At 74.7% G+C, this 23312-nt stretch carries 26 protein-coding genes; all 26 read right to left on the bottom strand.

Translation table 11 applies throughout. The features are described 5' to 3' along the window. Positions 1-60: 60 nt before the first annotated feature. Positions 61-801 (bottom strand): RNA polymerase sigma factor FliA, encoded by a 741-nt coding sequence (locus ACYU7H_RS10245; protein ID WP_460814456.1) that lies wholly within the window; start codon positions 799-801, stop codon positions 61-63. Continuing rightward, entirely contained in the window at positions 798-1685 is an 888-nt protein-coding gene (locus tag ACYU7H_RS10240) for a MinD/ParA family protein (RefSeq protein ID WP_460814454.1), read from the bottom strand. Before ACYU7H_RS10240 ends, ACYU7H_RS10245 begins: the two co-directional genes overlap by 4 nt. Then, positions 1672-3354 (bottom strand): flagellar biosynthesis protein FlhF, encoded by a 1683-nt coding sequence (flhF, locus tag ACYU7H_RS10235; protein ID WP_460814452.1) that lies wholly within the window; start codon positions 3352-3354, stop codon positions 1672-1674. Before flhF ends, ACYU7H_RS10240 begins: the two co-directional genes overlap by 14 nt. A gap of 47 nt (positions 3355-3401) precedes the next feature. Beyond that, complete coding sequence (flhA, locus tag ACYU7H_RS10230) at positions 3402-5486, bottom strand: flagellar biosynthesis protein FlhA (RefSeq protein WP_460814451.1); 2085 nt, start codon at positions 5484-5486, stop codon at positions 3402-3404. After that, positions 5483-6640 carry a flagellar biosynthesis protein FlhB gene (gene flhB / locus ACYU7H_RS10225; protein ID WP_460814449.1) on the bottom strand — a complete coding sequence of 386 codons (1158 nt, stop codon included), beginning with the start codon at positions 6638-6640 and terminating at the stop codon, positions 5483-5485. Before flhB ends, flhA begins: the two co-directional genes overlap by 4 nt. Before the next feature lie 16 nt (positions 6641-6656). Continuing rightward, entirely contained in the window at positions 6657-7445 is a 789-nt protein-coding gene (gene fliR, locus ACYU7H_RS10220) for a flagellar biosynthetic protein FliR (RefSeq protein WP_460814448.1), read from the bottom strand. Between the two features lie 10 nt (positions 7446-7455). Next, positions 7456-7725, bottom strand: coding sequence for a flagellar biosynthetic protein FliQ (locus ACYU7H_RS10215; RefSeq protein WP_460814446.1), 270 nt, complete (start codon positions 7723-7725; stop codon positions 7456-7458). Positions 7726-7729: 4 nt separating this feature from the next. Then, the gene (fliP, locus tag ACYU7H_RS10210; protein WP_460814444.1) at positions 7730-8548 is read right to left on the bottom strand and encodes a flagellar type III secretion system pore protein FliP; all 819 of its coding nucleotides are present in this window, start codon (positions 8546-8548) and stop codon (positions 7730-7732) included. Then, positions 8545-9183 carry a flagellar biosynthetic protein FliO gene (fliO, locus tag ACYU7H_RS10205; protein ID WP_460814443.1) on the bottom strand — a complete coding sequence of 213 codons (639 nt, stop codon included), beginning with the start codon at positions 9181-9183 and terminating at the stop codon, positions 8545-8547. The genes fliP and fliO overlap by 4 nt, the downstream gene beginning before the upstream one ends. Then, a complete protein-coding gene (fliN, locus tag ACYU7H_RS10200) occupies positions 9180-9509 on the bottom strand; it encodes a flagellar motor switch protein FliN (RefSeq protein WP_460814441.1) in 330 nt (109 codons plus the stop codon). The genes fliO and fliN overlap by 4 nt, the downstream gene beginning before the upstream one ends. Then, entirely contained in the window at positions 9506-10504 is a 999-nt protein-coding gene (fliM, locus tag ACYU7H_RS10195) for a flagellar motor switch protein FliM (protein WP_460814440.1), read from the bottom strand. Before fliM ends, fliN begins: the two co-directional genes overlap by 4 nt. A 10-nt stretch (positions 10505-10514) precedes the next feature. Beyond that, the gene (locus ACYU7H_RS10190) at positions 10515-11030 is read right to left on the bottom strand and encodes a flagellar basal body-associated FliL family protein (protein ID WP_460814438.1); all 516 of its coding nucleotides are present in this window, start codon (positions 11028-11030) and stop codon (positions 10515-10517) included. A gap of 108 nt (positions 11031-11138) precedes the next feature. Continuing rightward, positions 11139-12242 (bottom strand): flagellar hook-length control protein FliK, encoded by a 1104-nt coding sequence (locus ACYU7H_RS10185; RefSeq protein WP_460814436.1) that lies wholly within the window; start codon positions 12240-12242, stop codon positions 11139-11141. Beyond that, on the bottom strand, positions 12242-12703 hold the full coding sequence (fliJ, locus tag ACYU7H_RS10180; RefSeq protein WP_460814435.1) for a flagellar export protein FliJ: 462 nt from the start codon (positions 12701-12703) through the stop codon (positions 12242-12244). Before fliJ ends, ACYU7H_RS10185 begins: the two co-directional genes overlap by 1 nt. After that, a complete protein-coding gene (locus tag ACYU7H_RS10175) occupies positions 12700-14088 on the bottom strand; it encodes a FliI/YscN family ATPase (protein ID WP_460814433.1) in 1389 nt (462 codons plus the stop codon). The genes fliJ and ACYU7H_RS10175 overlap by 4 nt, the downstream gene beginning before the upstream one ends. Next, on the bottom strand, positions 14085-14675 hold the full coding sequence (locus tag ACYU7H_RS10170) for a FliH/SctL family protein (RefSeq protein ID WP_460814431.1): 591 nt from the start codon (positions 14673-14675) through the stop codon (positions 14085-14087). Before ACYU7H_RS10170 ends, ACYU7H_RS10175 begins: the two co-directional genes overlap by 4 nt. Beyond that, positions 14672-15679, bottom strand: coding sequence for a flagellar motor switch protein FliG (gene fliG, locus ACYU7H_RS10165; RefSeq protein WP_460814430.1), 1008 nt, complete (start codon positions 15677-15679; stop codon positions 14672-14674). Before fliG ends, ACYU7H_RS10170 begins: the two co-directional genes overlap by 4 nt. After that, the gene (gene fliF / locus ACYU7H_RS10160; protein ID WP_460814428.1) at positions 15672-17399 is read right to left on the bottom strand and encodes a flagellar basal-body MS-ring/collar protein FliF; all 1728 of its coding nucleotides are present in this window, start codon (positions 17397-17399) and stop codon (positions 15672-15674) included. The genes fliG and fliF overlap by 8 nt, the downstream gene beginning before the upstream one ends. Positions 17400-17463: 64 nt before the next feature. Next, positions 17464-17841 carry a flagellar hook-basal body complex protein FliE gene (gene fliE / locus ACYU7H_RS10155; protein WP_460814426.1) on the bottom strand — a complete coding sequence of 126 codons (378 nt, stop codon included), beginning with the start codon at positions 17839-17841 and terminating at the stop codon, positions 17464-17466. A 78-nt stretch (positions 17842-17919) separates the two neighbouring features. Continuing rightward, entirely contained in the window at positions 17920-19377 is a 1458-nt protein-coding gene (locus ACYU7H_RS10150) for a sigma-54 dependent transcriptional regulator (protein WP_460814425.1), read from the bottom strand. Beyond that, positions 19374-19754 carry a response regulator gene (locus tag ACYU7H_RS10145; RefSeq protein ID WP_460814424.1) on the bottom strand — a complete coding sequence of 127 codons (381 nt, stop codon included), beginning with the start codon at positions 19752-19754 and terminating at the stop codon, positions 19374-19376. The genes ACYU7H_RS10150 and ACYU7H_RS10145 overlap by 4 nt, the downstream gene beginning before the upstream one ends. Positions 19755-19763: 9 nt before the next feature. Further along, positions 19764-21164 (bottom strand): RNA polymerase factor sigma-54, encoded by a 1401-nt coding sequence (gene rpoN / locus ACYU7H_RS10140; RefSeq protein WP_460814422.1) that lies wholly within the window; start codon positions 21162-21164, stop codon positions 19764-19766. A 182-nt stretch (positions 21165-21346) separates the two neighbouring features. Beyond that, positions 21347-21973, bottom strand: a complete 627-nt coding sequence (locus ACYU7H_RS10135; protein WP_460814421.1) for a response regulator — start codon at positions 21971-21973, stop codon at positions 21347-21349. A gap of 70 nt (positions 21974-22043) precedes the next feature. Next, entirely contained in the window at positions 22044-22634 is a 591-nt protein-coding gene (locus tag ACYU7H_RS10130; RefSeq protein WP_460814419.1) for a PilZ domain-containing protein, read from the bottom strand. Then, on the bottom strand, positions 22631-22915 hold the full coding sequence (locus ACYU7H_RS10125; protein WP_460814418.1) for a hypothetical protein: 285 nt from the start codon (positions 22913-22915) through the stop codon (positions 22631-22633). The genes ACYU7H_RS10130 and ACYU7H_RS10125 overlap by 4 nt, the downstream gene beginning before the upstream one ends. After that, positions 22912-23310, bottom strand: coding sequence for a flagellar export chaperone FliS (fliS, locus tag ACYU7H_RS10120; RefSeq protein ID WP_460814416.1), 399 nt, complete (start codon positions 23308-23310; stop codon positions 22912-22914). Before fliS ends, ACYU7H_RS10125 begins: the two co-directional genes overlap by 4 nt. Positions 23311-23312 lie beyond the last annotated feature (2 nt).

The raw sequence follows: 23312 nt of genomic DNA, 5'->3' as shown, positions 1-23312 counted from the left end.
CTCGGGTGGGGCTTTCGCTGGCCTTATCGGCCGGCGGGCGGATGTCTTGAGGGTCGGCGGTCAGGCGTCGTCGCCGCCGCGCCATTCGCCCAGGCGCGCGCGCAGCCGCAGCATCGCCTGGCCGTGGATCTGGCAGACGCGCGATTCGCTGACCTCCAGCACCGCGCCGATCTCGCGCAGGTTCAGTTCCTGCTCGTAATAGAGCGAGAGGACGAGCTGCTCGCGCTCGGGCAGCTGGCCGATGGCGTCGCCCAGCGCGCCGCGGAAGGCGACGTCCTCGAACGCGCGCGCCGGGGTGGCATCGGGCCCGGAGGACAGGCGCGGCTCGCCGTCGTGGTGCTCGGCGTGCTCCTCCAGGCTGAGCAGCTGGCCGCGCGCGGCGTCTTCGAGCATCGCGTGGTACTCGGGCAGCGGCACGCCCAGCTCCGCCGCGATCTCCGTGGCCGTGGCCGCGCGGCCCTCGCGCTGTTCCACCGCGCGTGTCGCCGCGACGACGTCTCGGTACTTGCGATGCACCGAGCGCGGCACCCAGTCGCCGCGGCGGATCTCGTCGATCATCGCCCCGCGGATGCGGATCGAGGCATAGGTCTCGAAGCTCGCGCCCTGGTCGGACTGGAAGTTGCGCGCCGCCTCGAGCAGGCCGAGCATCCCGGCCTGCACGAGGTCGTCGACCTCCACGCTGGCGGGCAGGCGCGCGGCGAGGTGGTGGGCGATGCGGCGCACCAGTTCTGCGTGCGCCTCGACGATCCGCGCGGCGTCGCTCGCGTGCCCGGCGCGGTAGAGGGCGGCGGCCTGGTTCATGCGACGGCGCTCCTGGGTGGCGTCGCCACCATCCGCTCGAGGAAGAATTCGACGTGCCCGCGCGGTCCGCTCGGCGCCTGCCACTGCGCGGCGCGGCGCGCGATGTCGCGGAAGGCCAGCGCCGACGGGCTGGAGGGGAACGCCTCCACCACCGCCTCCTGGCGCTGGATGGCGCGGCGCAGCCATTCGTCGCGCGGGATCGCTCCCAGGTACGAGAGGGTCACGTCGAGGAATCGCGAGGTGACCCGCTCGAGCTTCTCGAACAGCTGCCGGCCCTCGGCCGGATGCGCCACCTGGTTGGCCAGCACCTGCACGCGGGCGACGTTGCGCTCGCGGCTCAGCACCTTGACCAGCGCGTAGGCGTCGGTGACGGAGGCCGGTTCGTCGCAGACCACGACGATCACGTCCTGCGCGGCCTGGCAGAAGGTCAGCACGCCGTCGGCGATGCCCGCCGCGGTGTCGACCACCATCGTGTCGATCGGCAGGTCGAGCTGCGAGAACGCGTGCACCAGGCCCACGTGCTCGCGCGGGCTGAGCTCGGCCATGTGCCGCTTGCCCGAGGCCGACGGCACCACGAACAGGCCGCCCGGCCCCTCCATGATCGTGTCGGCCAGCTCGCAGCGGCCGGCCATCACGTCGGCGAGCGTGAAGCGCGGCGACAGGCCGAGCATCACGTCGACGTTGGCCAGGCCCAGGTCGGTGTCGAGCAGCAGCGGGCGGCGCCCGGCGTTGGCCAGCGCCAGCGCGAGGTTCACCGACACCGACGTCTTGCCGACGCCGCCCTTGCCGCTGGTGACGGCGATGACGCGCACGAACCCGGTGGCCGCGGCGGCCGGCGGCGTCGCCACGATGGGCGTGGGGAGGGCGTGGTCAGGCGACGGCATGGCGGTCCTCGATGGCGAGCGGGTTGGCGGCGGCGCGGTGCAGCGCGTCGATCGCGTCGACGAGCCGCGACGGATCGGCGGCGGCGATGTCGGACGGCCCCTGGCCGTCGCTGGTGTAGGCGAGCGACAGGTCGTTGCGCACCAGCACCGACAGCGCGGCGCCCAGCTGGCCGGTCTCGTCCACCTTGGTCAGCACGACGCCCTCCGGGTTGGCCGGGCGGTAGCGGCGGACGATGTCGCCGAGGTCCGCGGGATTGCCGTTGGCGGGCAGCACCAGCAGGCTGCGCACGCGGCGGGCGGTGCGCAGCCACAGCACCTGGCCCAGCAGCGCGCGGTCGCGCGTGGCGTAGCCGGCGGTGTCCACCAGCACCAGCGGGTAGTCGGCGAGCTGCTCGAGCGTGCGGCCCAGGGCCTCCGGGCCTTCGGCCTCGCACACCGTCACGCCGAGTCGGCGGCCGTGCGCGTGCAGCTGCTCGCGCGCGCCGGCGCGCGCCGCGTCGGTGGTGACCAGGGCCACGTCGCGGGCGCGGTGGCGCTCGGCGAAGCGCGCGGCCAGGCGCGCGGCGGTGGTGGTCTTGCCGGCGCCGGTGGGACCGACCAGCGCGATCACGCCGCCGTCGTCGAGCGGCTCGGCGCGGTGCACGGTGAGCGTGCGCGCCAGTTCCAGGCGCATCGCGGCACGCGCCGCGTCCACGTCCAGGCGCGGATCGATCCGGCCGGCGACGGCCTGCGACAGCGCCTCGTCGCAACCGTAGCCCTGCAGCGCGTCGAGCACGGCGGCACGCGCGGGCGAGCCGCGCAGCCGCTCCACCGCCAGCTCGCCGAGCTGGCGTTCCATCAGGTGGCGCATCGCCTCGAGTTCGGCGCGCATCGCGCGCAGCGCCGGATCCTCGGTGGCGACGATCGACAGCGCCGGCGTCGCGGAGGCCGGCGCGGCGATGGCGTCGACCGGTGCATCGGACGCCTCGACCGGCGTGGCCACCGGGTCGCACGGCGCCCGGGCCGTGTCGTCGCTGTCGGCGTGTTCGTCGTTCGCCTGCGGCGCGGTGGCCGTGGCCGCCACGCGCGCCGCCGACACCGGCGCGTCGACGGGACCCTCGCCGACCATGCGCGCGAGCATGGCGCGGAATTCGTCGCCCGGGGCCGGGCCCTGCATGTCGGCGGGTGCGGGCGTGGCCGGCGCGGCAGGCGCGGCAGGCGCGGGCATGGACTGCACCCGGGTCGCCGGCGTGGGCGCCGGCGGCGCGACGTCGCGGACCTGTGCCTCCGCCACGGGCGCGGCGGCGATCGCGGGTGCCGGCGTGGCGACGGGTTCCGGCGCCGGCGCGGGCTGCCCGGTCAGCGCGGCGATCATCGCTTCCGCGCGGCCGGTCGGCCGCGGTGGCGCGGCCGCGGGTTGCACGGCCACGGAGTGCACGGCCGCCGCGGGCGCGACCGGCGCGGGCGGCGCGACGGCGACCGGCTTCGGTGCGACCGCGAGTTCGATGCCGGGCACGGCGCTGCGCAGCGCGTGCTGCACCAGGGCTTCGTCGTAATCGGTGGCGGCGACGACCTCGATGCCGTCGGCGGTCGGCCGGTTGGACAGGATGACCGCGTCGGGCCCCTGCTCCTCGCGCACCATCCGCAGGGCGGTGCGCATGTCCGGCGCGATGAAACGCTTGATCCTCACTGCCTCGTCCTCCCGCGCGTGCGCCCTCGGCGCCGCGCCTCAATGGTTCAACCCACCGCACCCACCAGGCGGAGGCGCTTGTCCTCCGGCACCTCGCCGTAGGCCAGCACCGCCAGTTGCGGGACGCTGTGCCGCACCAGCCGCGCGAGCGATGCGCGGATCTGGCCCGGCACCAGCAGCACCGCGGGTTCGCCGCTGGCCTGCTGTCGCGCCACGCACTCGCTGAGGTTCTGGTGCAACCGCTCGGCGAGCCCGGGTTCCAGCGCGGCCGACTGGCCGCCGACCGAGTCCTGCAAGACGCGTTCCAGCGCCGGCGCCAGGGTGTAGACGGGCAGTTCGGGGTCCATGCCGTTGAGGTCCTGGACGATGAAGCGGCCCAGCGCGGTGCGGACCGCCGCGGTCAGCACCGCCGGGTCCTGGGTGTGCGCGCCGTGCTCGAGCAGGGCCTCCACGATCTGGCGCACCTGGCGGACCGGCACGCGCTCGGCCAGCAGCGACTGCAGCACGCGCACGACCACCGACAGCGGCAGCAGCTTGGGCGTCAAATCCTCGACGAGCTTCGGCGTCGCCTTGCCGACGCTGGCCAGCAGCTGCTGGACCTCGTCGTGGCCGAGCAGCTCGCTGGCGCGCTCGCGTACCAGGTGGGAGAGGTGGGTGGCGACCACGGTCGAGGGGTCGACCACCGTGTAGCCCAGCGATTCGGCGTGCGCGCGCTGCGGCGCGGCGATCCACACCGCGTCCAGGCCGAAGGCCGGGTCCTTGCCCGGCAGGCCTTCCAGCGGGCCGAACACGCGGCCCGGATCCAGCGCCAGCAGCCGATCGGCGTGCAGTTCGCCGGTGGCGATGGGCACGCCGTGGAGCAGGACGCGGTACTGGCCCGGGGCGAGTTCCAGGTTGTCGCGGACGTGCACCGCGGGGATCAGGAAGCCGAGGTCCTGGGTCAGCTTCCGGCGCACGCCCTTGAGCCTCGCCAGCATCTCGCCGCCCTGGCTGCGGTCGACCAGGCCGATCAGCCGGTAGCCGACCTCCAGCCCGAGCGGCTCGACCGGCTGCAGCGCGTCCCAGCCCAGCTCGGCGGTCGCCGCGGGCGCGGCCTCGGCCGTGGCGTCGTCCGGGGCGGCCGCGGCCGCCTGCGCGCGCCGGTGCAGCGTCCACGCGGCATAGGCGAACACCGCGCCGAGGGCCAGGAACGGCACGTTGGGCATGCCCGGCACCATGCCGACCACCAGCAGCAGCACCGCGGCGACCGCCAGCGCGCGCTGCTGGCCGAAGACCTGCGCGCCGACCGCCGCGCCCATCTCCTGCGAGCGCGTGGCCCGGGTGACCAGCATCGCCACCGCGGTGGAGATCAGCAGCGCGGGCAGCTGCGCCACCAGGCCGTCGCCGATCGCCAGCAGGGTGTAGACCTGCGTGGACTCGCCGAAGCCCATGTCGTGCTGGAGCACGCCGATCAGGATGCCGCCGACCAGGTTGATGGCCAGGATCAGCAGGCCGGCGATCGCGTCGCCGCGCACGAACTTGCTCGCGCCGTCCATCGAGCCGTAGAAGTCCGCCTCCTCGCGCACCTCCTCGCGGCGGGCCCTGGCGTCCTCGCGGGTGAGCAGGCCGGCGTTGAGGTCGGCGTCGATCGCCATCTGCTTGCCGGGCAGGGCGTCGAGGATGAAGCGCGCCGAGACCTCCGAGATGCGCCCCGAGCCCTTGGTGACGACCACGAAGTTGATGACGGTCAGGATCGCGAACACCACGATGCCGACCGCGTAGCTGCCGCCGATCACGAACTGGCCGAACGACTCGATGACGTGCCCGGCGGCGGCCGGGCCCTCGTGGCCGTGCAGCAGCACCACGCGGGTGGAGGCGACGTTCAGCGCCAGGCGCAGCAGCGTCACCATCAGCAGCACCGACGGGAACACCGAGAAGTCGAGCGGGCGCTTCACGTAGACCACGGCCAGCAGCACCACCAGCGACAGCGCGATGTTGAGCGTGAACATCACGTCCAGCACCAGCGGCGCCATCGGCACCACCACCATCGCCAGCAGCGCGAGGACGACCAGCGGCGCGGCGGCGCCCGCGCGCACCGCGCCGGCGACCGCGCCCAGACCGCCCTGCGGGGCCTGCGTGCCCTGCGCGCTCATCGCGGCGTGCCCCCGGCCGGCGGCACGTCGTCGGCGAGCGCGGCGTCGACCGGCAGTTCACCCAGGGCGGGCATCGGCCCGCGCGACGGATGCCAGCGCTTGAGCTGGTAGATGTAGGACAGCACCTGCGCGACGGCCGCGTACAGCGCCGACGGGATCTCCCGGTCCACCTGTGCGTGCCGGTAGAGCGCGCGCGCCAGCGGCGGCGCCTCCACGATGCCGACGCGGTGCGCGGCACCGACCTTGCGGATCTGCAGCGCCAGTTCGTCCACGCCCTTGGCCACGACGGTCGGCGCGCGCATGCGTCCGGCGTCGTAGCGCAGCGCGACCGCGTAGTGGGTCGGGTTGGTGACGATCACGTCGGCGGTCGGGACCGCCTCCATCATCCGGCGCTGCGACATCTGGCGCGCGACCTGGCGCACGCGCGCCTTGAGTTCCGGGTTGCCCTCGGTTTCCTTGAGTTCGTCGCGCAGCTCCTGCTTGGTCATCTTCAGCTTGCTGCGCCAGTTCCAGTGCTGCCAGGGCACGTCGATCGCGGCGAGCACCGCGAGCGACCCGGCCATCGCCAGCAGCGCGATCATCACCGTGCGCGCGCTCGCGGCGGTGGCCACCGCCAGGTCCATGCGCGGCAACGCCACGAGCGTCGAGAACCCCTGGTGGATCACCAGCGCGCCCGCGCCGCACACCAGTCCCACGCGCAGCAGCGAGCGCAGCAGTTCGACCAGCGCCTCGCGGCCGTAGACGCGGGCCAGGCCCTTGATCGGATCGAGCCGCTTGAAGTCGGGCTGAAGTGCCTTGGTGGCGAAGCGCAGGCCGCCCATCGCCGCAGGAGCGACCAGGCACGCGAGCAGGGTGGCGGCGAACAGCGGCAGCAGCGGCAGCATGAGGCCGCCGGCGAGCGCGGCCGCGTGCGGCAGCAGTTGCGCCGGATCGCCGAGCAGCGCCCGGTCGAACCGAAGTGCGTCGCGCAGCCACGCCTGTGACGCGCGCCCGACCGCCGGCGCGGTGGCCAGCAGCACGATCGCCGCGACGCCGAGCACGGCCACGTTGCCCAGCTCCTTCGAGCGCGGGACGTCGCCCTTCTCCCGCGCCTGGCGCAGGCGTTTCGGGGTGGGGGCCTCGGTGCGGTCCTGGCGGTCTGCGGTCTCGCTCATCGCTCGCTGCGTCGGGTCATCCGGTCACGGCCCGCATGGCCGCGAAGGCCTGCTCGAACAGGCCCTGCACCGGCCCCTGCAAGTGGCGTACCAGCAGAGAGAGCAGCAACAGGCCGACCAGCAGCGCCACCGGCAGGCCGATCTGGATCGGGTTGAGCTGGGCGGCCGCGCGCGCGAGCACGCCGAAGGCGAGGTTCACCGCCAGCAGCGCCATCATCACCGGCAGCGCCAGCAGCACGCCGGCGCGCAGCACCGTGGCGAAGAACAGCGGGACCGTGGCCAGCATGGCGTGCGTGTCCGGCAACGCCGTGCCTACCGGCAGCGCGTGGTAGCTGTCGAGCAGCACGTGCACCAGCGCCAGGTGCCCGTCCAGGGTGAAGAACACCAGGCCGAACACCAGGAAGAACCACTGCGACAGCACCGGCGAGGACGCGTTGCTGAGCGGGTCGGCCATCGTCGCGAAGGACAGGCCCATGCCCTGCGAGGCCAGTTCGCCGGCCAGCCGGCCGGCCTCGAACGCCAGCCGCAGCATCAGCCCCATCGCCACGCCCACCGCGAACTCGCGCACGACGGCCAGCGCGGTGGCGGCGTCGACCGCCGCGGCGGGCGGTGCCGGCAGCAGGCCCGACAGCGTCGCGGCCAGGGCCAGCGCGAGGATCAGCCGGACGCGGGCCGGCAGCGTCCGTCCGCCCACCATCGGCAGCACCTGCAGCACGGCGCCGATCCGGATCACGTGCCAGAGCACCGTGCCCAGCATCCCGAACAGGTCCACGCCGGTGGCGGTGGCGAGCGTGACCGCGTCCATCCGCCGCGTCCTAGCCGACCAGGTGCGGGATGCGCTGGAACAGGTCCGTGGTGAACGACACCAGCCGCCCGAGCAGGAAGTGCCCGGTCAGCGCGATCGCCCCGACCAGCGCGATCGCCTTGGCCACGAACGCGATGGTGGGTTCGTTGATCTGCGTGGCGGCCTGGATCACGCCGACGACCACGCCGACCGCCAGCACCGCCAGCAGCGGCGGCGCGCCCATCATCAGCGCCATCTGCAGGCCGCGCGCGATCTCGGTGAGGGCGGTCTCCGGCGTCATCGCGCTACAACGGGTTGAAGCTGGCCGCGAGCGAGCCCACCACCAGCACCCAGCCGTCGACGAGCACGAACAGCAGGATCTTGAACGGCGCCGACACCAGCATCGGCGAGAGCATCATCATGCCCATCGACATCAGCACGCTGGCCACCACCAGGTCGATGATCACGAACGGGATGTAGACCAGGAACGCGATCTCGAACGCGGTCTTCAGCTCGCTGGTCAGGAACGAGGCGGCGAGCACGCCGAACGGCACGTCCTGCGGCGTCGCGTACGGCCCGCTGTTGGACAGGCCGGCGAAGGTCATCAGGTCGCTCTCGCGGACCTGCGCGAGCATGAACGCGCGGAACGGTTCCATCGTCGCCGCCAGCGCGGCGCGGAATTCCATGGTGCCGTCGAGGTAGGGCGCGATGCCGCCCGCCCAGGCCTGGTCGAACACCGGCATCATCACCATCGCGGTGAGGAACAGCGCCAGCGCGAGCAGGACCTGGTTGCCCGGCGTCTGGCCGGTGCCCAGCGCCTGCCGCAGCAGGCCGAGCACGATGATGATGCGGGTGAACGCGGTGATCCCGAGCAGCGCCGCCGGCAGCAGCGTGATCGTGGTCATCAGCAGGAGGACCTGCAGCGGCATGCTCACCGGCTCGTCGCCGATGCTGCCGACCTTGACCGCCGGCAGCGCGCGCGCGGGCGCGGCGGCGGCGCCCACCGGGTCGGGCGGGGTCGGTGCCGACTGGGCCAGCGCCTGCCCGGCGAACAGGAGCAGCAGCGCGAGCAGGCAGGCGCGGGCGACGGCGCGCGTGCGCGCGCGGAGTGCGGTGGTGCTCATGCGGAGGCGGTTCCGGCGGCGGGCTCGAGGCCGACCGATCGGCGGAGCTGGCGGGAGAGCAGTTGCGCGAACGCCGGGCTCGCGGGCGGCGCCTCCGGGAGCGGCGCGTCGAGCGTGTGCAGCGTGCGCGTGCCCTGGGCGCCGGTGGACAGCAGCAGCTGCGTGCCGCCGACGTCGACGACCACGATGCGCTCGCGCGGCCCGAGCGACAGCGAGCCGACCACGCGCAGCGCGGCATGGCTGCCGCCCGCCACGCCGGGCAGGCGCCGGGCGAAGCGGCCGAGGACGAGGATCAGCGCGACGACCAGCAGCAGCGCGGCGACGGTGCCGCCGATGGCGCCGCCGGCGCCGCCATCGGCGGGGGCGAACTTCGCCGGCGGGACGGTCGTGGTGGACAGCGTCGTCGCTTCGGCCGTCGTCGCCGGGTCGGCAGGCGACCCGGCGGTCGGGACGGGGTCCGGCTGCACCGGGTTGGCAACCTCGGTCGCATCCGCCGCGGGCGGCGCGGTGGCGACCGCGGTGGCGGGCGCCACGACCGGCACGCCGGCCTCGGGCAGCGGCGCGGCCGCGACCATCGCGCCGGCCGGCACCGGCCAGGTGGTCACGCCGGAGGCATGGTGCAGCGGGGTGTTCATCGCAGGCGCTTGATCCGCTCGGACGGGCTGACCACGTCGGTCAGGCGCACGCCGAAGCGGTCGTTGACCACGACCACCTCGCCCTGCGCGATCAGGGTGCCGTTCACGTACACGTCCAGCGGTTCGCCGGCGGCGCGCTCGAGCTCGACGACCGACCCCTGGTTGAGCTGCAGCAGGTTGCGGATCGGGATGCGCGTGCGGCCGACCTCCAGCGAAAGCGACACCGGCACGTCGAGGATGACGTCCAGGTTGAGGTCGGCGCCGAGCCCGGGCTCGGCGGTCAGCGGGTCGAATGCGGCGGGCGCCGCGGCTTCGGGAGCGGTCATGGCGTCGTGAGGTCCAGGGAAGGAGCGGTGCGCGGCAGGTGCACTTCTGAGACCTTGAAGGCGTTCCTGCCGTTGTGGATCCCGAACTCGCCGGAGAACAGGGGCATCTGCTCCACCTGCAGCGAGACGGTGCGGGACAGTTCGATCGGGATGATGTCGCCCACCTTCAGCCGCGAAAGCTCGCGCAGGCTGATGCGGCGGGTGGCGATGGCGCTGCTGAGCTCGAGCTCGGCGTCCTGCAGCTGCGTGCGCAGCGCGCGGATCCAGCCCTCGTCCTTCTCGATGCGGTCGCTCTGCATGCCGGCGTCGAGCAGTTCGCGGATCGGCTCGAGCATCGCGTAGGGCAACGCCACGTGGACCTCGCCGCCGCCGCCGTCGAGCTCGACGTTGAAGCGGCAGACCACGATGTAGTCGCGTGGGCTGATGATGTTGGCGAAGTGCGGGTTGACCTCCGAGTTCACGTACTCGAACTCGACCGGCATCACCGGTGCCCAGGCCTCGGCCAGGTCGGCGAAGGTCTGCCGGAGCATCAGCTGGATGACGCGCATCTCGGTCGGGGTGAACTCGCGGCCCTCGATGCGCGTGTGGTACTTGCCGTTGCCGCCGAAGAAGTTGTCGACCACGGTGAACACCAGCCGCGGCTCGAACACGACCAGCGCGGTGCCGCGCAGCGGCTTCATCTTCACCAGGTTGAGGTTGCTGGGCACCTGCAGCGAGTGCATGTACTCGCCGAAGCGCAGCAGGTCGATGCCGCGCACCGACAGGTCGGCGGAGCGGCGCAGCAGGTTGAACAGCCCGATCCGCCAGGTGCGCGCGAAGCGCTCGTTGATCATCTCCAGCGTGGGCAGCTTGCCGCGGACGATGCGGTCCTGGCTGGCGAAGTCGTAGGCGCGCGCCTCGCCCGGCGCGGGCGGCGGCTCGGTCTCCACCGCGCCGCTGTCCACGCCGTGCAGCAGCGCGTCGATCTCGTCCTGGGACAGCAGGTCGGCACTCATCGCGCGGGCCTCACTGGGTGACCAGGCTGGTGAAGTAGACGGCCTCGATGCCGTCCGGCGCCTGCTCGGCGGCGAGCGCCGCGCGCACCTCGGCCAGCGCCAGCGCCTGCAGGGTTTCCTTGCCGCGTCGCGCGGACAGCGTGCGCGCGGTCTGCTGCCCGAACAGCAGCAGCAGCCGGTTGCGCACCGCCGGGGCGTGCTGCTCGAGCGCCGCCAGGGTGGCGGCGTCGCGGGTCATCACCTGCAGTTCCGCCTGCAGGTAGCGCACCGCGTCCTCGTCGGCGAGGTTGACCACGAAGGCCGGCTCGAGGGCGAAGTACAGCGCCTTGCCGCGGGTGGGCGCCTTCGCTTCCTCGGGCGCGGGTTCCGCGTCCGGCGTCGCGAACCAGACCCAGCCGCCGACCGCGGCCGCGACGAGGACGAGCGCCGCGCCGGCCGCGATCAGCAGCGTGCGCCTGCCCGGCCGACGCTTGGGCGTCGGCGCGGCGGGCGCGGGGTCCTGCGGGGTGGGGTCTGCGACGGGCACGGGGCTCTCCAGCGAAGCGATGCCCCACCCGTGCAAGCCGCGTGCCGCGGCCCTGGCCTTCCGGCGACGGTGGATTGACGCCGCGTCGCGCCGGCGGGACGTCGCCGGTCAGGCGTACTCGTCGAGCAGCCCGCGCACCGTGCGGGCGGGGCCCGGCGCCGGGCGGTCGCCCGTGGCGAGCGTTCCGTCCGCATCCGGGGATGCGCCTTCGCCACGTCCCGAACCGCCCTGCCGCGCCTCGTGCTGCTGGCGCGCACCGACGTCGGCCTGGGCGAGCTGCAGGCCGTGCTGGCCGAGCAGGTCGCGCAGGCGCGGGAGCGTGGCTTCCAGCGCCTGGCGCACGTCGGCCTGCGCGCTGTGGAACTCGGCGTGCACGCGGTCGCCCTCCAGCCGCATGCGCACCTCGACCGGACCGAGGTGCTCCGGATTCAGGCGCAGCTCGGCGTGGCCGATGCGCCGTTCCGCCATCCACGCCAGGTTGGCGCCGATGCCGTCGTCGAAGCCCGCCCCGGGATCGGCGGGCTGGGCAAGCGGGAGGGGCAGGGTGGCCGGCTGCGGGCGGGGCGGCTCGCCGGGGGCGGACAATGCGGGCGGGGCGATGGGGAGCGGGGTGGCATCGACCGGCGCCGATGCCACGGACGCGGTGGCGGCCGGCTCGATGTCGGGCGTGGCGGTCCTGGGCATGGCGAACGCGACCGGCGCGATCGGCAGGGCGGCGCCGGCCAGCGGCGCGGTCGACGCCGTCGCCGGCGGCAGGGCGTGCGCGGCCGCGACGGGCGCGCGCGGTGGCATGCCATCCGGTGCGGGGGCCAACGCGACATCGACCTGGCGGGCCGGCGGCGCCGCCGGCGATCCACCGTCGTGGCTGCCGCCGACGCGCTGCAGTCCGAGCATCGCGAGCAGCTGCGCGGGCAACGTGGCGGCGCCCGAACCATCCCGCGGCGCGTCGACACCGATCGTGCGCGGTCCGCCCGCGGCGGCGTCAGCGGGCGGTGGCGGTACAGGGGCCGGTGGCGGCGGCACGGGCATGTCCATCAGCAGGGCGAAGGCGCCGCCGCCGTCCGGTGTCGTTCCGTCCGCGGGGTTGGACGACGCGCCGGCCGCGTCCGGACCGGCGGGCGCCGCGCCGGACGGGGCACCGTCGGCACCGCGACCGCGCGGCGCCTCGGGCGCCGCGGGCGGTGCCGTGGGCGGACGCGCGACGGGCGGCATCACGCGCCGTCACCCGGGGCATCGGACGCCCTGCGCGCCCGCGCGCGGCGGGCGCCGAGGTCGTCGAGTTCGCGCTGCACGCGCTGTTCCGCGACGCGGGTCTCCTCGGCGCGGTAGCTCGCCGCCAGCTGGTCCAGCACCTTGGCGTCGCGGCTGGCGAGCAGCAGGCGCGCGCGCTCCACGTCCGCCAGCTGGCGGTTGTCGTCGACGATGCGCGACTGCTGCGCCACCGCCGCGTCGAGCTTGGCGCGGAACGCCAGCCGGTTGGCGAGCAGGGCCGGCGCGATGGTGGTGGCGGTGTCCGGCGGGGCTGAATACTCGGCCGCGTAGCGCTGCAGCGCCTCCAGCCGGAGCGTGTGCTCGGCGAGGGTGCGGTCGCGTTCGGCCAGGCCGCGCGCGGCGTCGTCCTGGCGCTCCCGGGCCATGCGCTTGAGCGGGTCGAGGCGTTGCGAACGGGTCATGCGGGCTCCGGGACGGGCGGGGTCTTGGGATCGTCGAGCAGTGCGGCGAGGGCGTCGCGGCTCGCGGCGACATCGGCCGCCTCGGCCACGTCCTGGCCGAGGAAGTCGAGGATCGCCGGCCAGCGCGCCAGCGCCTCGTCGACCAGCGGGTCGTTGCCGCGCTGGTAGGCGCCGATGGCGATCAGGTCGCGCTGCGCGTTGTAGGCGGCCATCAGCTGCTTGAGGCGGCGGATCCGCGCGCGCCACGGCGCGTCGGTGATGTCCTGCATCACGCGGCTGACCGAGACCTCGACGTCGATGGCCGGGTACAGGCCCGCGTCGGCGATCCGCCGCGACAGCACGATGTGGCCGTCGAGGATCGCGCGCGCCGCGTCGGCGATCGGTTCCTGCTGGTCGTCGCCTTCGGTCAGCACGGTGTAGAAGGCGGTGATCGACCCGCGCCCGTCGGGGCCGTTGCCGGCACGCTCGACCAGCGCGGGCAGGCGGGCGAACACCGACGGCGGGTAGCCGCGGGTGGTCGGCGGCTCGCCCACCGACAGGCCGATCTCGCGCTGCGCCTGCGCGAAGCGGGTGAGCGAATCCATGAGCAGCAGCACGTGCAGGCCCTGGTCGCGGAACCATTCGGCGATGGCGGTCGCGCGCAGGGCGCCGTGCAGGCGCGCCAGCGGTGGCCGGTCGGCCGGGGTGGCGACGACCACGGAGCGGCGCAGTCCTTCCGGGCCGAGGGTGGTCTCGACGAAGTCGCGCACCTCGCGCCCGCGCTCGCCGATCAGCCCGACCACGATCACGTCGGCCGCGGTATGCCGGGTCATCATCCCCAGCAGCGTCGACTTGCCGACGCCGGAGCCGGCGAACAGGCCGACGCGCTGGCCGCGCCCGATCGGCAGCAACGCATTGATCGACCGCACGCCCACGTCCAGCGAATGGCTGATCGGCTCGCGCATCAGCGGGTTGATCGCCGTGCCCGCGAGGCCGACGCGTCCTTCCGGGCGGACCGGCCCGCGGCCGTCGAGCGGCGCGCCGTCGCTGTCGATCACCCGGCCGAGCAGGCCTTCGCCGACCGCCACCTCGCCGCGGCGGCGGCTGCCCACCACGCGTGCGTTCGGCAGCAGGCCCTCGAGGTCCGCGGTCGGCATCAGGTAGGTGCGGTCGCCGGCGAAGCCGACGACCTCGGCGTCGATCCAGTGCCCGCCGGCGGTCTCCACGCGGCAGCGCGCGCCCATCGGCGCGCTGCAGCCCGAGGCCTCCAGCGTCAGCCCGACGGCGCGCCGCAGCACGCCCTCGCGCGACAGGCCCAGCGCATCCGGGCGCGGGTCCGCCCCGGCCAGGCGCGCGGCCAGGCGCAGGTTGCGTGCCTCGCGCCAGTGTTCGGCGGGCACGCTCACGGCGCCGCCTCGTGCTGTTCCAGGATCGACTGCAGGCACGCGTGCAGCCGCGCCGACAGCGTGCCGTCGATGCGCACGCTCTCGCCGTGCAGGCGCAGTTCGCCGCGCGCCAGGGTGCCGTCGCCGGCCAGGCGCACGCCGTCGAGCGCGGCCAGGTGTGGCGCCAGCACGCCGAGGTCGTCGGGATGCAGGCGCAGCTCCACGTCGCGGGTGGTGGCGCCCATCGCGTCGAGCGCGCCGTGCACCAGGTCCGCCATCAGCGCGGGGTCGGCGACGTAGGCCCGGCCGAGCAGCGCGCCGGCGACGCGCACGGCGAGCGCGGCGAGCGCGTCGCCCACCTCGGCGTCGAGCCGCGCGAGCGGGCGGGTGAAGCCGTCGAGGATGCCCTCCATCTGCGCCACCATCCGGCGCACCTCGGCCTGGCCGCTGGCCAGGCCTTCGGCGTGACCGCGCGCGTAGCCCTCCTCGCGCGCGGCGCGCTCGATCGCCTGCAGCGACTCGACGCTGGGTCGCGGCTCGGCGGTGGACGGCGGGGGCGCGTCCAGCCCCGGCGCGGTCCAGCGCAGCACGTCGGGCGCCGCGTTCAAACGAACGCCTCGGCCTTGGCCGACAGCACGATCTCGCCGCTCTCGGCCATCTTGCGCACGATCGCTAGGATCTCCTTCTGCGCGGCCTCGACCTCGGCCAGGCGCACCGGGCCGCGCGCCTCCATGTCCTCCACCAGGATCTCGGCCGCGCGCTGCGACATGTTGCCGGTGATCTTCTCGCGCACCTTCGCGTCCGCCCCGCGCAGGGCGATCGCCAGCTTGTCCGAAGGCACGTCGCGCAACACCGACTGCATCGCGCGGTCGTCGAGCTCGGCGAGGTTGTCGAACACGAACATCTCGTCGCGGATGCTGGTGCCCAGCAGCTCGTCCACCTCGCCGATGGCGCCCAGGATCGTCTCGTCCTGGCCGCCGTCCATGAAGTTGAGGATGTTGGCGGCGACCTTCACCCCGCCGACCGACGAGGACTTGATGTTCTGCGCGCCGGCGAACTGGCGCGCCATGACGTCGTTGAGCTCGTTGAGCGCGTGCGGCGGGATGCCGTCGAGCGTGGCGATGCGCACCAGCACGTCCGCGCGCGCGCGGTCGGGCAGGCACTTGAGCACCTCCGCGGCCTGGTCCGGGTCCAGGTGCGACAGCACGATCGCGATGATCTGCGGGTGCTCGTTGCGGACCAGGTCCGAGATCGCGCGCGGCTCCATCCACTTGAGCGAATCCAGCCCGGAGGTGTTCCGCCCGAGCAGGATGCGGTCGATCAGGCTGCTGGCGCGGTCCTCGCCCAGCGCCTGCACCAGCACGGCGCGCACGTAGTCGTCCGCGCCCGAGCCGCCGAGCGCACCGGGCTGCGACAGCACGTCGACGAAGTCGTCGAACACCCGGGCCACCGCGTCGCGCGGGATGCCGCCGACCGAGGTCATGGCCACGCCGAGCTTCTGCACTTCCTTGGCGCTCATGTGCTTGAGCACCTCGGCCGCCTGCTGCTCGCCGAGCGAGAGCAGGACCACCGCGGCGCGCTGCACGCCGGTGAGCGGAGTGGGCTCAGGCATCGGCGTCCACCCAGTCGCGCACGACCTGCGCGACCCGCTTGGAATCGGTGCTCACCGCGTTGCGCGCCACCTGCAGCTTCTCGTCGAAGCTCAGCACCGGCGCCACGCCGCCCTGCACGGGGCCGGCACCCGCGCCGGCCCCGGCCCCCGCGCCCGCGGCGCTGGGGGTGGCGACCACGACGGGCACGTCCTCGTCGACCACCTGCGCCGGCGCGGCCGCGCGGCCGCGCGGCTGCAGCAACTGGCGGAAGGCGGGCCGCAGCACGAACCAGACCACCAGCAGCACGGCGATGCCGCCCAGCGCGATGCGCAGCAGTTCGCGCGCGCGCGGATCCTGCCAGGCCGGCGGGCCGGCGACGCCGTCTTCGGCCGTGGCCCCGGTGCGCGCGAAGGGCGCGTTGACGACCGAGACCGTGTCGCCACGCGCGGCGTCGAAGCCGATCGCCTGCTGCACGAGCGTCTCCACGTGGCGGACCTCGGCCTCGGTGAGCGGGCGCGAGGCCGCCTTGCCGTCGGTGCCGGCTTCGGCCGCGACGTGGTCGACCAGCACCGCGGCGGTGATCCGGCGGATGCGGCCGGTCGCCTGGCGGGTGTGGGTGAGCGTGCGGTCGATCTCGTAGTTGCGCACGGCGCTGCGCGAGGTCGGCCCGGTCATCGTGGTCCCGGCCGCGGCGTCGGCGGCGGCCGTCGTGGCCGCCTCGCCGGTCCCGGCCGCGGCGTCGGGCGCGTTGCTCGCGCTGCCCGGGACGCCCTGCGCGACCGCGCCGGCGCCGGCGCCCGCGGTCGCGCCGCCGGCCGAAGCCACCGCCGTGCCCGACTCGGACACCTGCTCGCTGCGGACGACGCCGCCCTGCGGCGCGTAGACCTCGCGCGCCTGCTCGGTCTGGTCGAAGTCCATGTCCACGCTGACCTGCGCGCTGACCCGGCCCGGGCCGGTCATCGGCGCGAGCAGGTCCTGGATGCGCTGCACGTAGACCGCCTCCTGGCGGCGCTGCTGCTCGAAGCGCTCGGCGCCCGCCTCGGCCTCGCCGCCCTTGCCGCTGGCCGACAGCAGCCGGCCGAACTGGTCGACGACGGTGACCCGCTCCGGCGCGAGGTCGGGGATGCTGGAGGCGACCAGGCGGACGATCGCGTCGACCTGCTGCTGCTCGAGCGACGCACCGCCCAGCAACTGCAGGACGACCGAGGCGCTGGCCGGTTCACGGGCGCGGGTGAACGCGCTCGGCTTGGGCAGCGCCAGGTGCACGCGGGCCTCGCGCACCGGGCGGAGGTTAGCGATGGTGCGGGCGAGCTCGACCTCCAGCGCGTGCTGGTAGCGCGCGCTTTCCACGAACTGGCTGGTGCCGAAGCCCTGGTCGCCCTCGATGGTCGCGAAGCCGCCGCCGGTGGAGCCGGTCAGGCCGGCGCCGGCGAGCGCCAGGCGGGCCTCGCCCGCGCGGTCGGCGGGCACCGCGAGCACGCCGCTGCCCGGCTCGACGCGGAACGGGATGTCGCGTGCGCGCAGCAGGTCGGACGCCTCGCCGGTGGACTTCGCGTCCAGCCCGGCCTGCAGCGGCACGAAGGCCGGTGCCTGGGTCCAGAAGAACAGCCACAGGCCGAGCGCGATCGCCGCGGCGGCCACGCCCAGCAGCGCCAGTTGCCTGACCGCGGGGATGTCCTGCAGGCGGCCGAGGTCCTTGAGGGAGGCGCCTGCGGATTTGGGGAGGGCGATGACGCTCATCGGTGGGGTCGGCTGCGTGGAATTGGCGGAGGGGGTCGTGCGGCAGGTGCGGTGGCGTCCGGCGTCAGACCGGCATGTTCATCACGTCCTGGTAGGCCTGGACGAGCCGGTTGCGGACCTCGACGGTGGCGCGGAACGCGACTTGCGACTGCTGCATCGCGACCATCACCCGGGCGAGGTCGGCGCGCGGGTCGCCCAGTTCGAAGGCCTGCTGCAGGTCGGCCGAGGCGCGCTGGGTGCGGCTGACGCCGTCGATCGCCTTGGACAGGGCCTGCTGGAAGCCGCCCCCGGCACCGGTCTCCGACACGCCGCCGACGCCACCCGCGGGGCCACCACCGAGCGGTCCGATCGCGTTGCCCGGGGCCGCGTCGCCGGCGACCGCCTGGGCGCGCGACTCGTAGGCGCGGATCTGGCTGAGGATGGAGGAGATGGCGTCGGTCATCGCGGCTTCGCCCCGGGCTGGCGCCCCGGTTCGATCGGGGACTGACGGGGATCAGGCAAGCGCCGTGCCAGCGCGCCGTCAGCTTTCCGCCGCGACCGCCTCGAGCTGGTCGCGCTCGATGCCGTACTTGCGCAGCTTCTCCACCAGCGTGGTCCGGCGCAGGCCGAGCAGGGGCGCGGCGTGCGCCACCACGCCACCGGCCTGGGCCAGCGCGGCGCGGATCAGATCCAGCTCGATGCCCGCCATGTGGCCGCGCAGGTCGATGCCCTGCGGCGGCAGCGACGTGGTGGGCGAAAGGGTCGACGGGTCCGGGCCCGCGTTGGCGGCCGGCGCCGCGTCGGCGGCGATGGAGGGGGCGGGCGCCGCGTCGTCGTTCGCGGGCGCGTTGGCGCGGTAGCGCGCCGGCAGGTCCGCCGCGCGGACCAGTGCGCCCGGGTGGAGCACGGCCAGGCGCTCGAGCAGGTTGGCGAGCTCGCGTACGTTGCCGGGCCAGGCGTAGTGCGCCAGCGTGGCCACCGCGTCGGCCGCCAGGCGCACTTCGCCGCGGCCGGACTCGGCCAGCTGGCGGCCGATCGCCGCCACCAGTTCCGGCAGGTCCTCGGCGCGCTCGCGCAGCGCCGGCATCTCCACCGGGAACACGTTGAGGCGGTAGAACAGGTCCTCGCGGAACCGGCCGTCGGCGATGTGCGCCTCCAGGTCGCGGTGCGTCGCGGCGATGACGCGCACGTCGCAGTCGATCGGCTGGTTGCCGCCCACGCGCTCGAAGCGGCGTTCCTGCAGCACGCGCAGCAGCTTGACCTGCATCGCCATCGGCATGTCGCCGATCTCGTCGAGCAGCAGGGTGCCGCCCTCGGCCATCTCGAAGCGGCCCTTGCGCTGGGTCAGCGCGCCGGTGAACGCGCCCTTCTCGTGGCCGAACAGTTCGCTTTCGAGCAGGTCGGCGGGGATCGCGCCGCAGTTGATCGCCACGAACGGCTTGCCGGCGCGCCGGGACCGTTCGTGGATGGCGCGCGCGGCGACCTCCTTGCCGGTGCCGGACTCGCCGAGGATCAGCACGGTGGTGTCGAACGGCGCGACCTGGTCGAGCATGCGCGACAGGCGCAGGGTCGCCGCGCTGCGGCCGGTCGGGCCGGGCGTGGCGGGGGCGCCGCGCGCGTCCTCGTCGATGCGCTTGAGGCTGGCGCGGCGCAGGCACTCCTGCAGCTGCGCGCGGCGCACCGGCCAGGCCAGCGGCCAGACCGCGTCCGGGTGCACGTTCGCGCGCCAGGCCGCGTCGGCGTCGTGCCCGGGCAGTTCAAGCACCGGCGGATGCAGCGCCTGCGCCGCCAGCCAGTCGGTGAACGCCGGCCAGCGCGGGTCGTCCTGGATGTCCCCGGCGACCACCGCGACCCAGTCGCCGGCGCGCGCGCGCGACAGGTCCACGTCGGCGAGGTCGTCGACGATGCGCGGGGTGAAGTCCATGAACTCCAGCAGCGTCGCGAGGCGCTCGGCGCGCGTCGCGTCCCGGTCCAGCAGCAGGATGCGCGACTCACTCACTGGCCGTCCTCCCCGGCGAGCCGCTCCAGGATCGGCAGCACGTCGTGCAGGTAGGCGAGCTTGCTGACGAACGCGTCGGCGCCGGAGCGCAGCGCGTGCTCGCGGTGCTCGGCGTCATCGAAGTGGCTGGCGATGACCACGAACGGGGGCGCGTCCTGGGCCTTGATCAGGCGCGTGGCCTGCAGGCCGCCCATCTCGGGCATGGCCAGGTCCATCAGCACGACGTCCGGGCGCAGCACCTCGCACTGGGTGATCGCCTCGATGCCGTTGCCGGCGGTGCCTGCAACGGTGATCCAGTCGAGCCGGCGCAGGTGGCGCAGGGCGGCGTTGATGAAGCCCGGGTGGTCGTCGACCAGCAGCAGGGACAGCGTCTTCATGTCGATTCCTCAGGCCGTGGCGGCCAGGCGTGCGGCGCGCCGTGCGGCGGCGGGCCCGATGTGGAGCTGGTCGCGGTACTTGGCGACGGTGCGCCGCGCGATGCGCACGCCCTGGCGGGCGAGCATCCCGGCGATGACGTCGTCGGCGAGCGGCGCGTTCGCCGGCTCGGTTTCGATCAGGCGGCGGACCATCGCCTTGACCGCGACCGCGCCGATCTGCGCGCCCTCCAGGCGCACCGCGAAGAAGCGCTTGAGCTCGAGCGTCCCACGCGGCGTCTGGATGTACTTGCCGGAGGTGATCCGCGAGACGGTGGACTCGTGCATGCCGATGGCGTCGGCGACTTCCTTCAGGGTGAGCGGCGCCATCGCCTCCTCGCCGCGCTCGAGGAACGCCGCCTGGCGCTCGACGAGCACGCGGGCGGTGCGCAGCAGGGTGTCGTTGCGCATCGCCACCCCGCGGACCAGCCAGCGGGCCTCGTCGAGCAGCCCGCGCAGCGCGGCGTGCTGCCCCGGGGCGTCGGCCAGCGCGCGCTCGCAGTGCGCGACGATCCGCACCCGCGACAGCGCGCGGTCGTCGAGGACCACGTGCCAGCGGCCGTCGGCCTTCCAGGCCACCACGTCCGGAACGAGGTGCGGTTCGGGCGCGCGGGCCTCGTCGAACGGGTGGGCGCGCAGCGTGAGCACCAGGGCGAGCGCCGTGGCCACCGCGTCCGGCTCGGCGTCGAGCGCGGCGGCGAGGCCCGGCAGGTCGTGCGCGGCCAGCAGGTCGAGGTGCCCGAGGACGATCCGCCGCGCCAGCGTGGTCGCGGCGTCGCCGGGCAGCGCGTCGAGCTGCGCGGCCAGGCATTCGCGCGGGTCGGCCGCGGCGACGCCCGGCCAGTCCGCGGCCAGCAGGCGCTCGCGCACGGCGAGCAGCTCGCCGGCGGTGACGTCCAGCGCCGCCGCGCCGTCGGCCGCCAGCGCCGCGGGCGCGCCTTCCAGGTAGCCGCGGTCGTCGGTGTGGTCCAGCCACCAGGCGGCCAGGGCGCGGTCGCGTGCCGGCCAGCCGCCCTGGTCGAGCAGGGCCAGCAGCGCCAGTCGCGGGTCGCTCGGGCCGCCGTCCACGATGCGCGCGGCGCGGTCCTCGCCGCCGTCCGCGGCATGGCCGCCGCCGGACAGGAACGCCGGGTCGGGCAGTTCGTCCCAGGCCGCGGCCTCGAGCGTGGCGGCGTCCGTCGCCTCGAGGGCCTCGTCTTCCGCTTCGGCCTCGTCGAGCTCGATCAGCGGGTTGCGGTCCAGCGCCTGGCGCAGTTCGAGTTCCAGCTGCGGGGCGGTGAGCTGCAGCAGGCGGATCGTCTGCAGCAGTTGCGGCGTGAGGTTGAGGCCCTGCTGCAGTTGCGGGCGCAGGGCGGCCCGTGGCGTGGCGTTCACTGGTGGACCCTCCCCGGTCGCGCAGTGGGAGGCCAGCATGAAGGCCGCGTGACGGAATCCGAATCGGGGTTTCCCCGCTTGCGGCTGGGGGTGGACCCCACCGGTGTCGGGGTTGCCCCGACAGCGCGACGGCGAACCGTCACCGGCGTCACGTTTTGGGGGAGGTCCCGCCCCGGCCGGGGTCAGGGACCGTCGTGCAGCCGGACCGCCACGCGCAGCAGTTCGACCGCGTTGCGGCAGCCCAGCGCTTCCATGATCCGCGCCCGGTGGGTCTCGACCGTCTTGATGCTGATCCCCAGGTCGGCGGCGATCTGCTTGCTGGTCCGACCCGCGCCGAGCGCGCCGAGGATCTCGCGCTGGCGCGGGGAGAGGGCCTCCGTCGTGCCGCGCCGCGGACGGTGGTTGGCCTGCAACTGCGGGCCGGAGACCTGCGGGCTGAGGAAGGTGCGGCCGCTGGTGGCGGCGCGCAGCGCGATCTCGAGCTCGGCCGGGGCCGCGTCCTTGACCACGAAGCCGCGCGCGCCGCGCTCGAGCGCCGCGCGCACGTGCTGCGGGTCGTCGTGCATCGACATCATCACCACCGCGCTGCCCGGCACGGTGCGGCGCAGTTCGTCCAGCGCGTCGAGCCCGCCACGGCCGGGCATCGACAGGTCCAGGAGGATCGCGTCGGGGTGGTGCGCCTGTGCCTTGACCACGGCCTCGTCGGCGCTCGAGGCCTCGGCCACGACCTCCAGGTCGGCGAACCCCTCGAGCAGGCGCCGCAGGCCGGCGCGCACGAGGGTGTGGTCGTCACAGATGAGTATTCGCACGGGCGCCGCCGGCCACGGGTGTCCGTCGGCACCTTAACGGACCGTCCGGGGCCCGCCAAACCCCCGCGCGTCAGCGGGCGCGCCGCCGGTCGGCGACCGCGCGCCGGTGGATGCGGAACAGGTGGCGTTCGAGCGCGCTCTCCACGCCGGGCGTGAGCCCCTCGAAGCGCACCCAGGCGGCCAGCGCGCCGGCCTCGTCCTCGCGGCAGGCCACCACGCGCGCCGGCAGCCGCAGGGCCTGGCACAGGGCGTCGGCGGGCAGCACCCGCAGCACGCCCGCGGTGCCCGGGGCGAGTGGTGCGTCGACCGGCAGGCACGCCCCGCGCGCGGACCAGCGCAGGCGCCGCGCCGGATCGGCGCCGCCGCCCGGCAGGACCTGCCCGAGCTGCATCGCGAGCAGGTCCAGGCGGGCCTCGATCCGGTCCAGCGCCAGCGCCAGCGGCCCGTGCTCGTCAGGATCCTCGCCGCGGCGGTCCTCGATGACGGCCAGGGCGTGGAGGAAGGTTTCCGCGCGCAGCAGGTCCGCCTGGAGCTCGGCGGGTGGCGGCGTGCCGGGCAGGAAGGTCGCCGGGCGCAGTTCGGTGCACGCGAGCACGTCGCCGAAGAGGATGCACTCCGCCTCGTCGTGGAGCGTGGCGCCGTGGCCCGCGAGCGCGGTCATCCGCCCGCCCCCGCGAGGTAGGCGAGCGCGACGCGGCGGCCCTGCCCCAGGTCGCCGAGGCGGCGCGAGGCCTCGGCGCGCCGCTCCTCGAGTTCGGACGCGAGCGCGCACTGCGCGACCAGCAGCCGGCTCCAGCCGGCCGGGTCCGCGGCGACCGCGCCGTCGCGCGACAGGGCCGCGCGGACTTCGCGCTCGTGCGCCAGCAGCAGGGCGTCGGCGCCCGCCCAGTCGTCCCCGTCCACGGCGGCGCGGATCGCTTCGACGGGCAGGCGCGGGATCATGCCGGCGCCGCCCCGGGCGCGATCGCCCGCCAGGCCGTCTCGATCTCGCCGAGCAGTTCGTCGACCTCGTGCAGCGGCGCGGCGTCGTTGCCGGCGTTGGCCTCCACCAGCCGGCGCTGCGCGTAGTCGTACAGCGCCGACAAGCCGCCGGCGATGTCGCCGCCGGCCTGGTGGTCCAGCGCGCCGTTGAGGCCGGCAACAATCGCGCTGGCATCGGTGATGGCCTGCGCCTTGCGCGGCACGTCGCCGCGTTCCAGGCAGGCGATGGCGAGCCGGGCGCGTTCGCGCGCGCCGGACAGCATCAGGGTGACGAGGCGATGCGGATCGGCGTCCAGCACGGCGCTGGCCAGGCCGGTCTGGCGGTATTGCTGGGCGGTGGAGAACGCGCTGTACATGT

The sequence above is a fragment of the Luteimonas pelagia genome (assembly GCF_054776035.1).
Note: the sequence above shows the minus strand (reverse complement) of the source record. Positions and strands in the feature narration are given on the sequence as shown.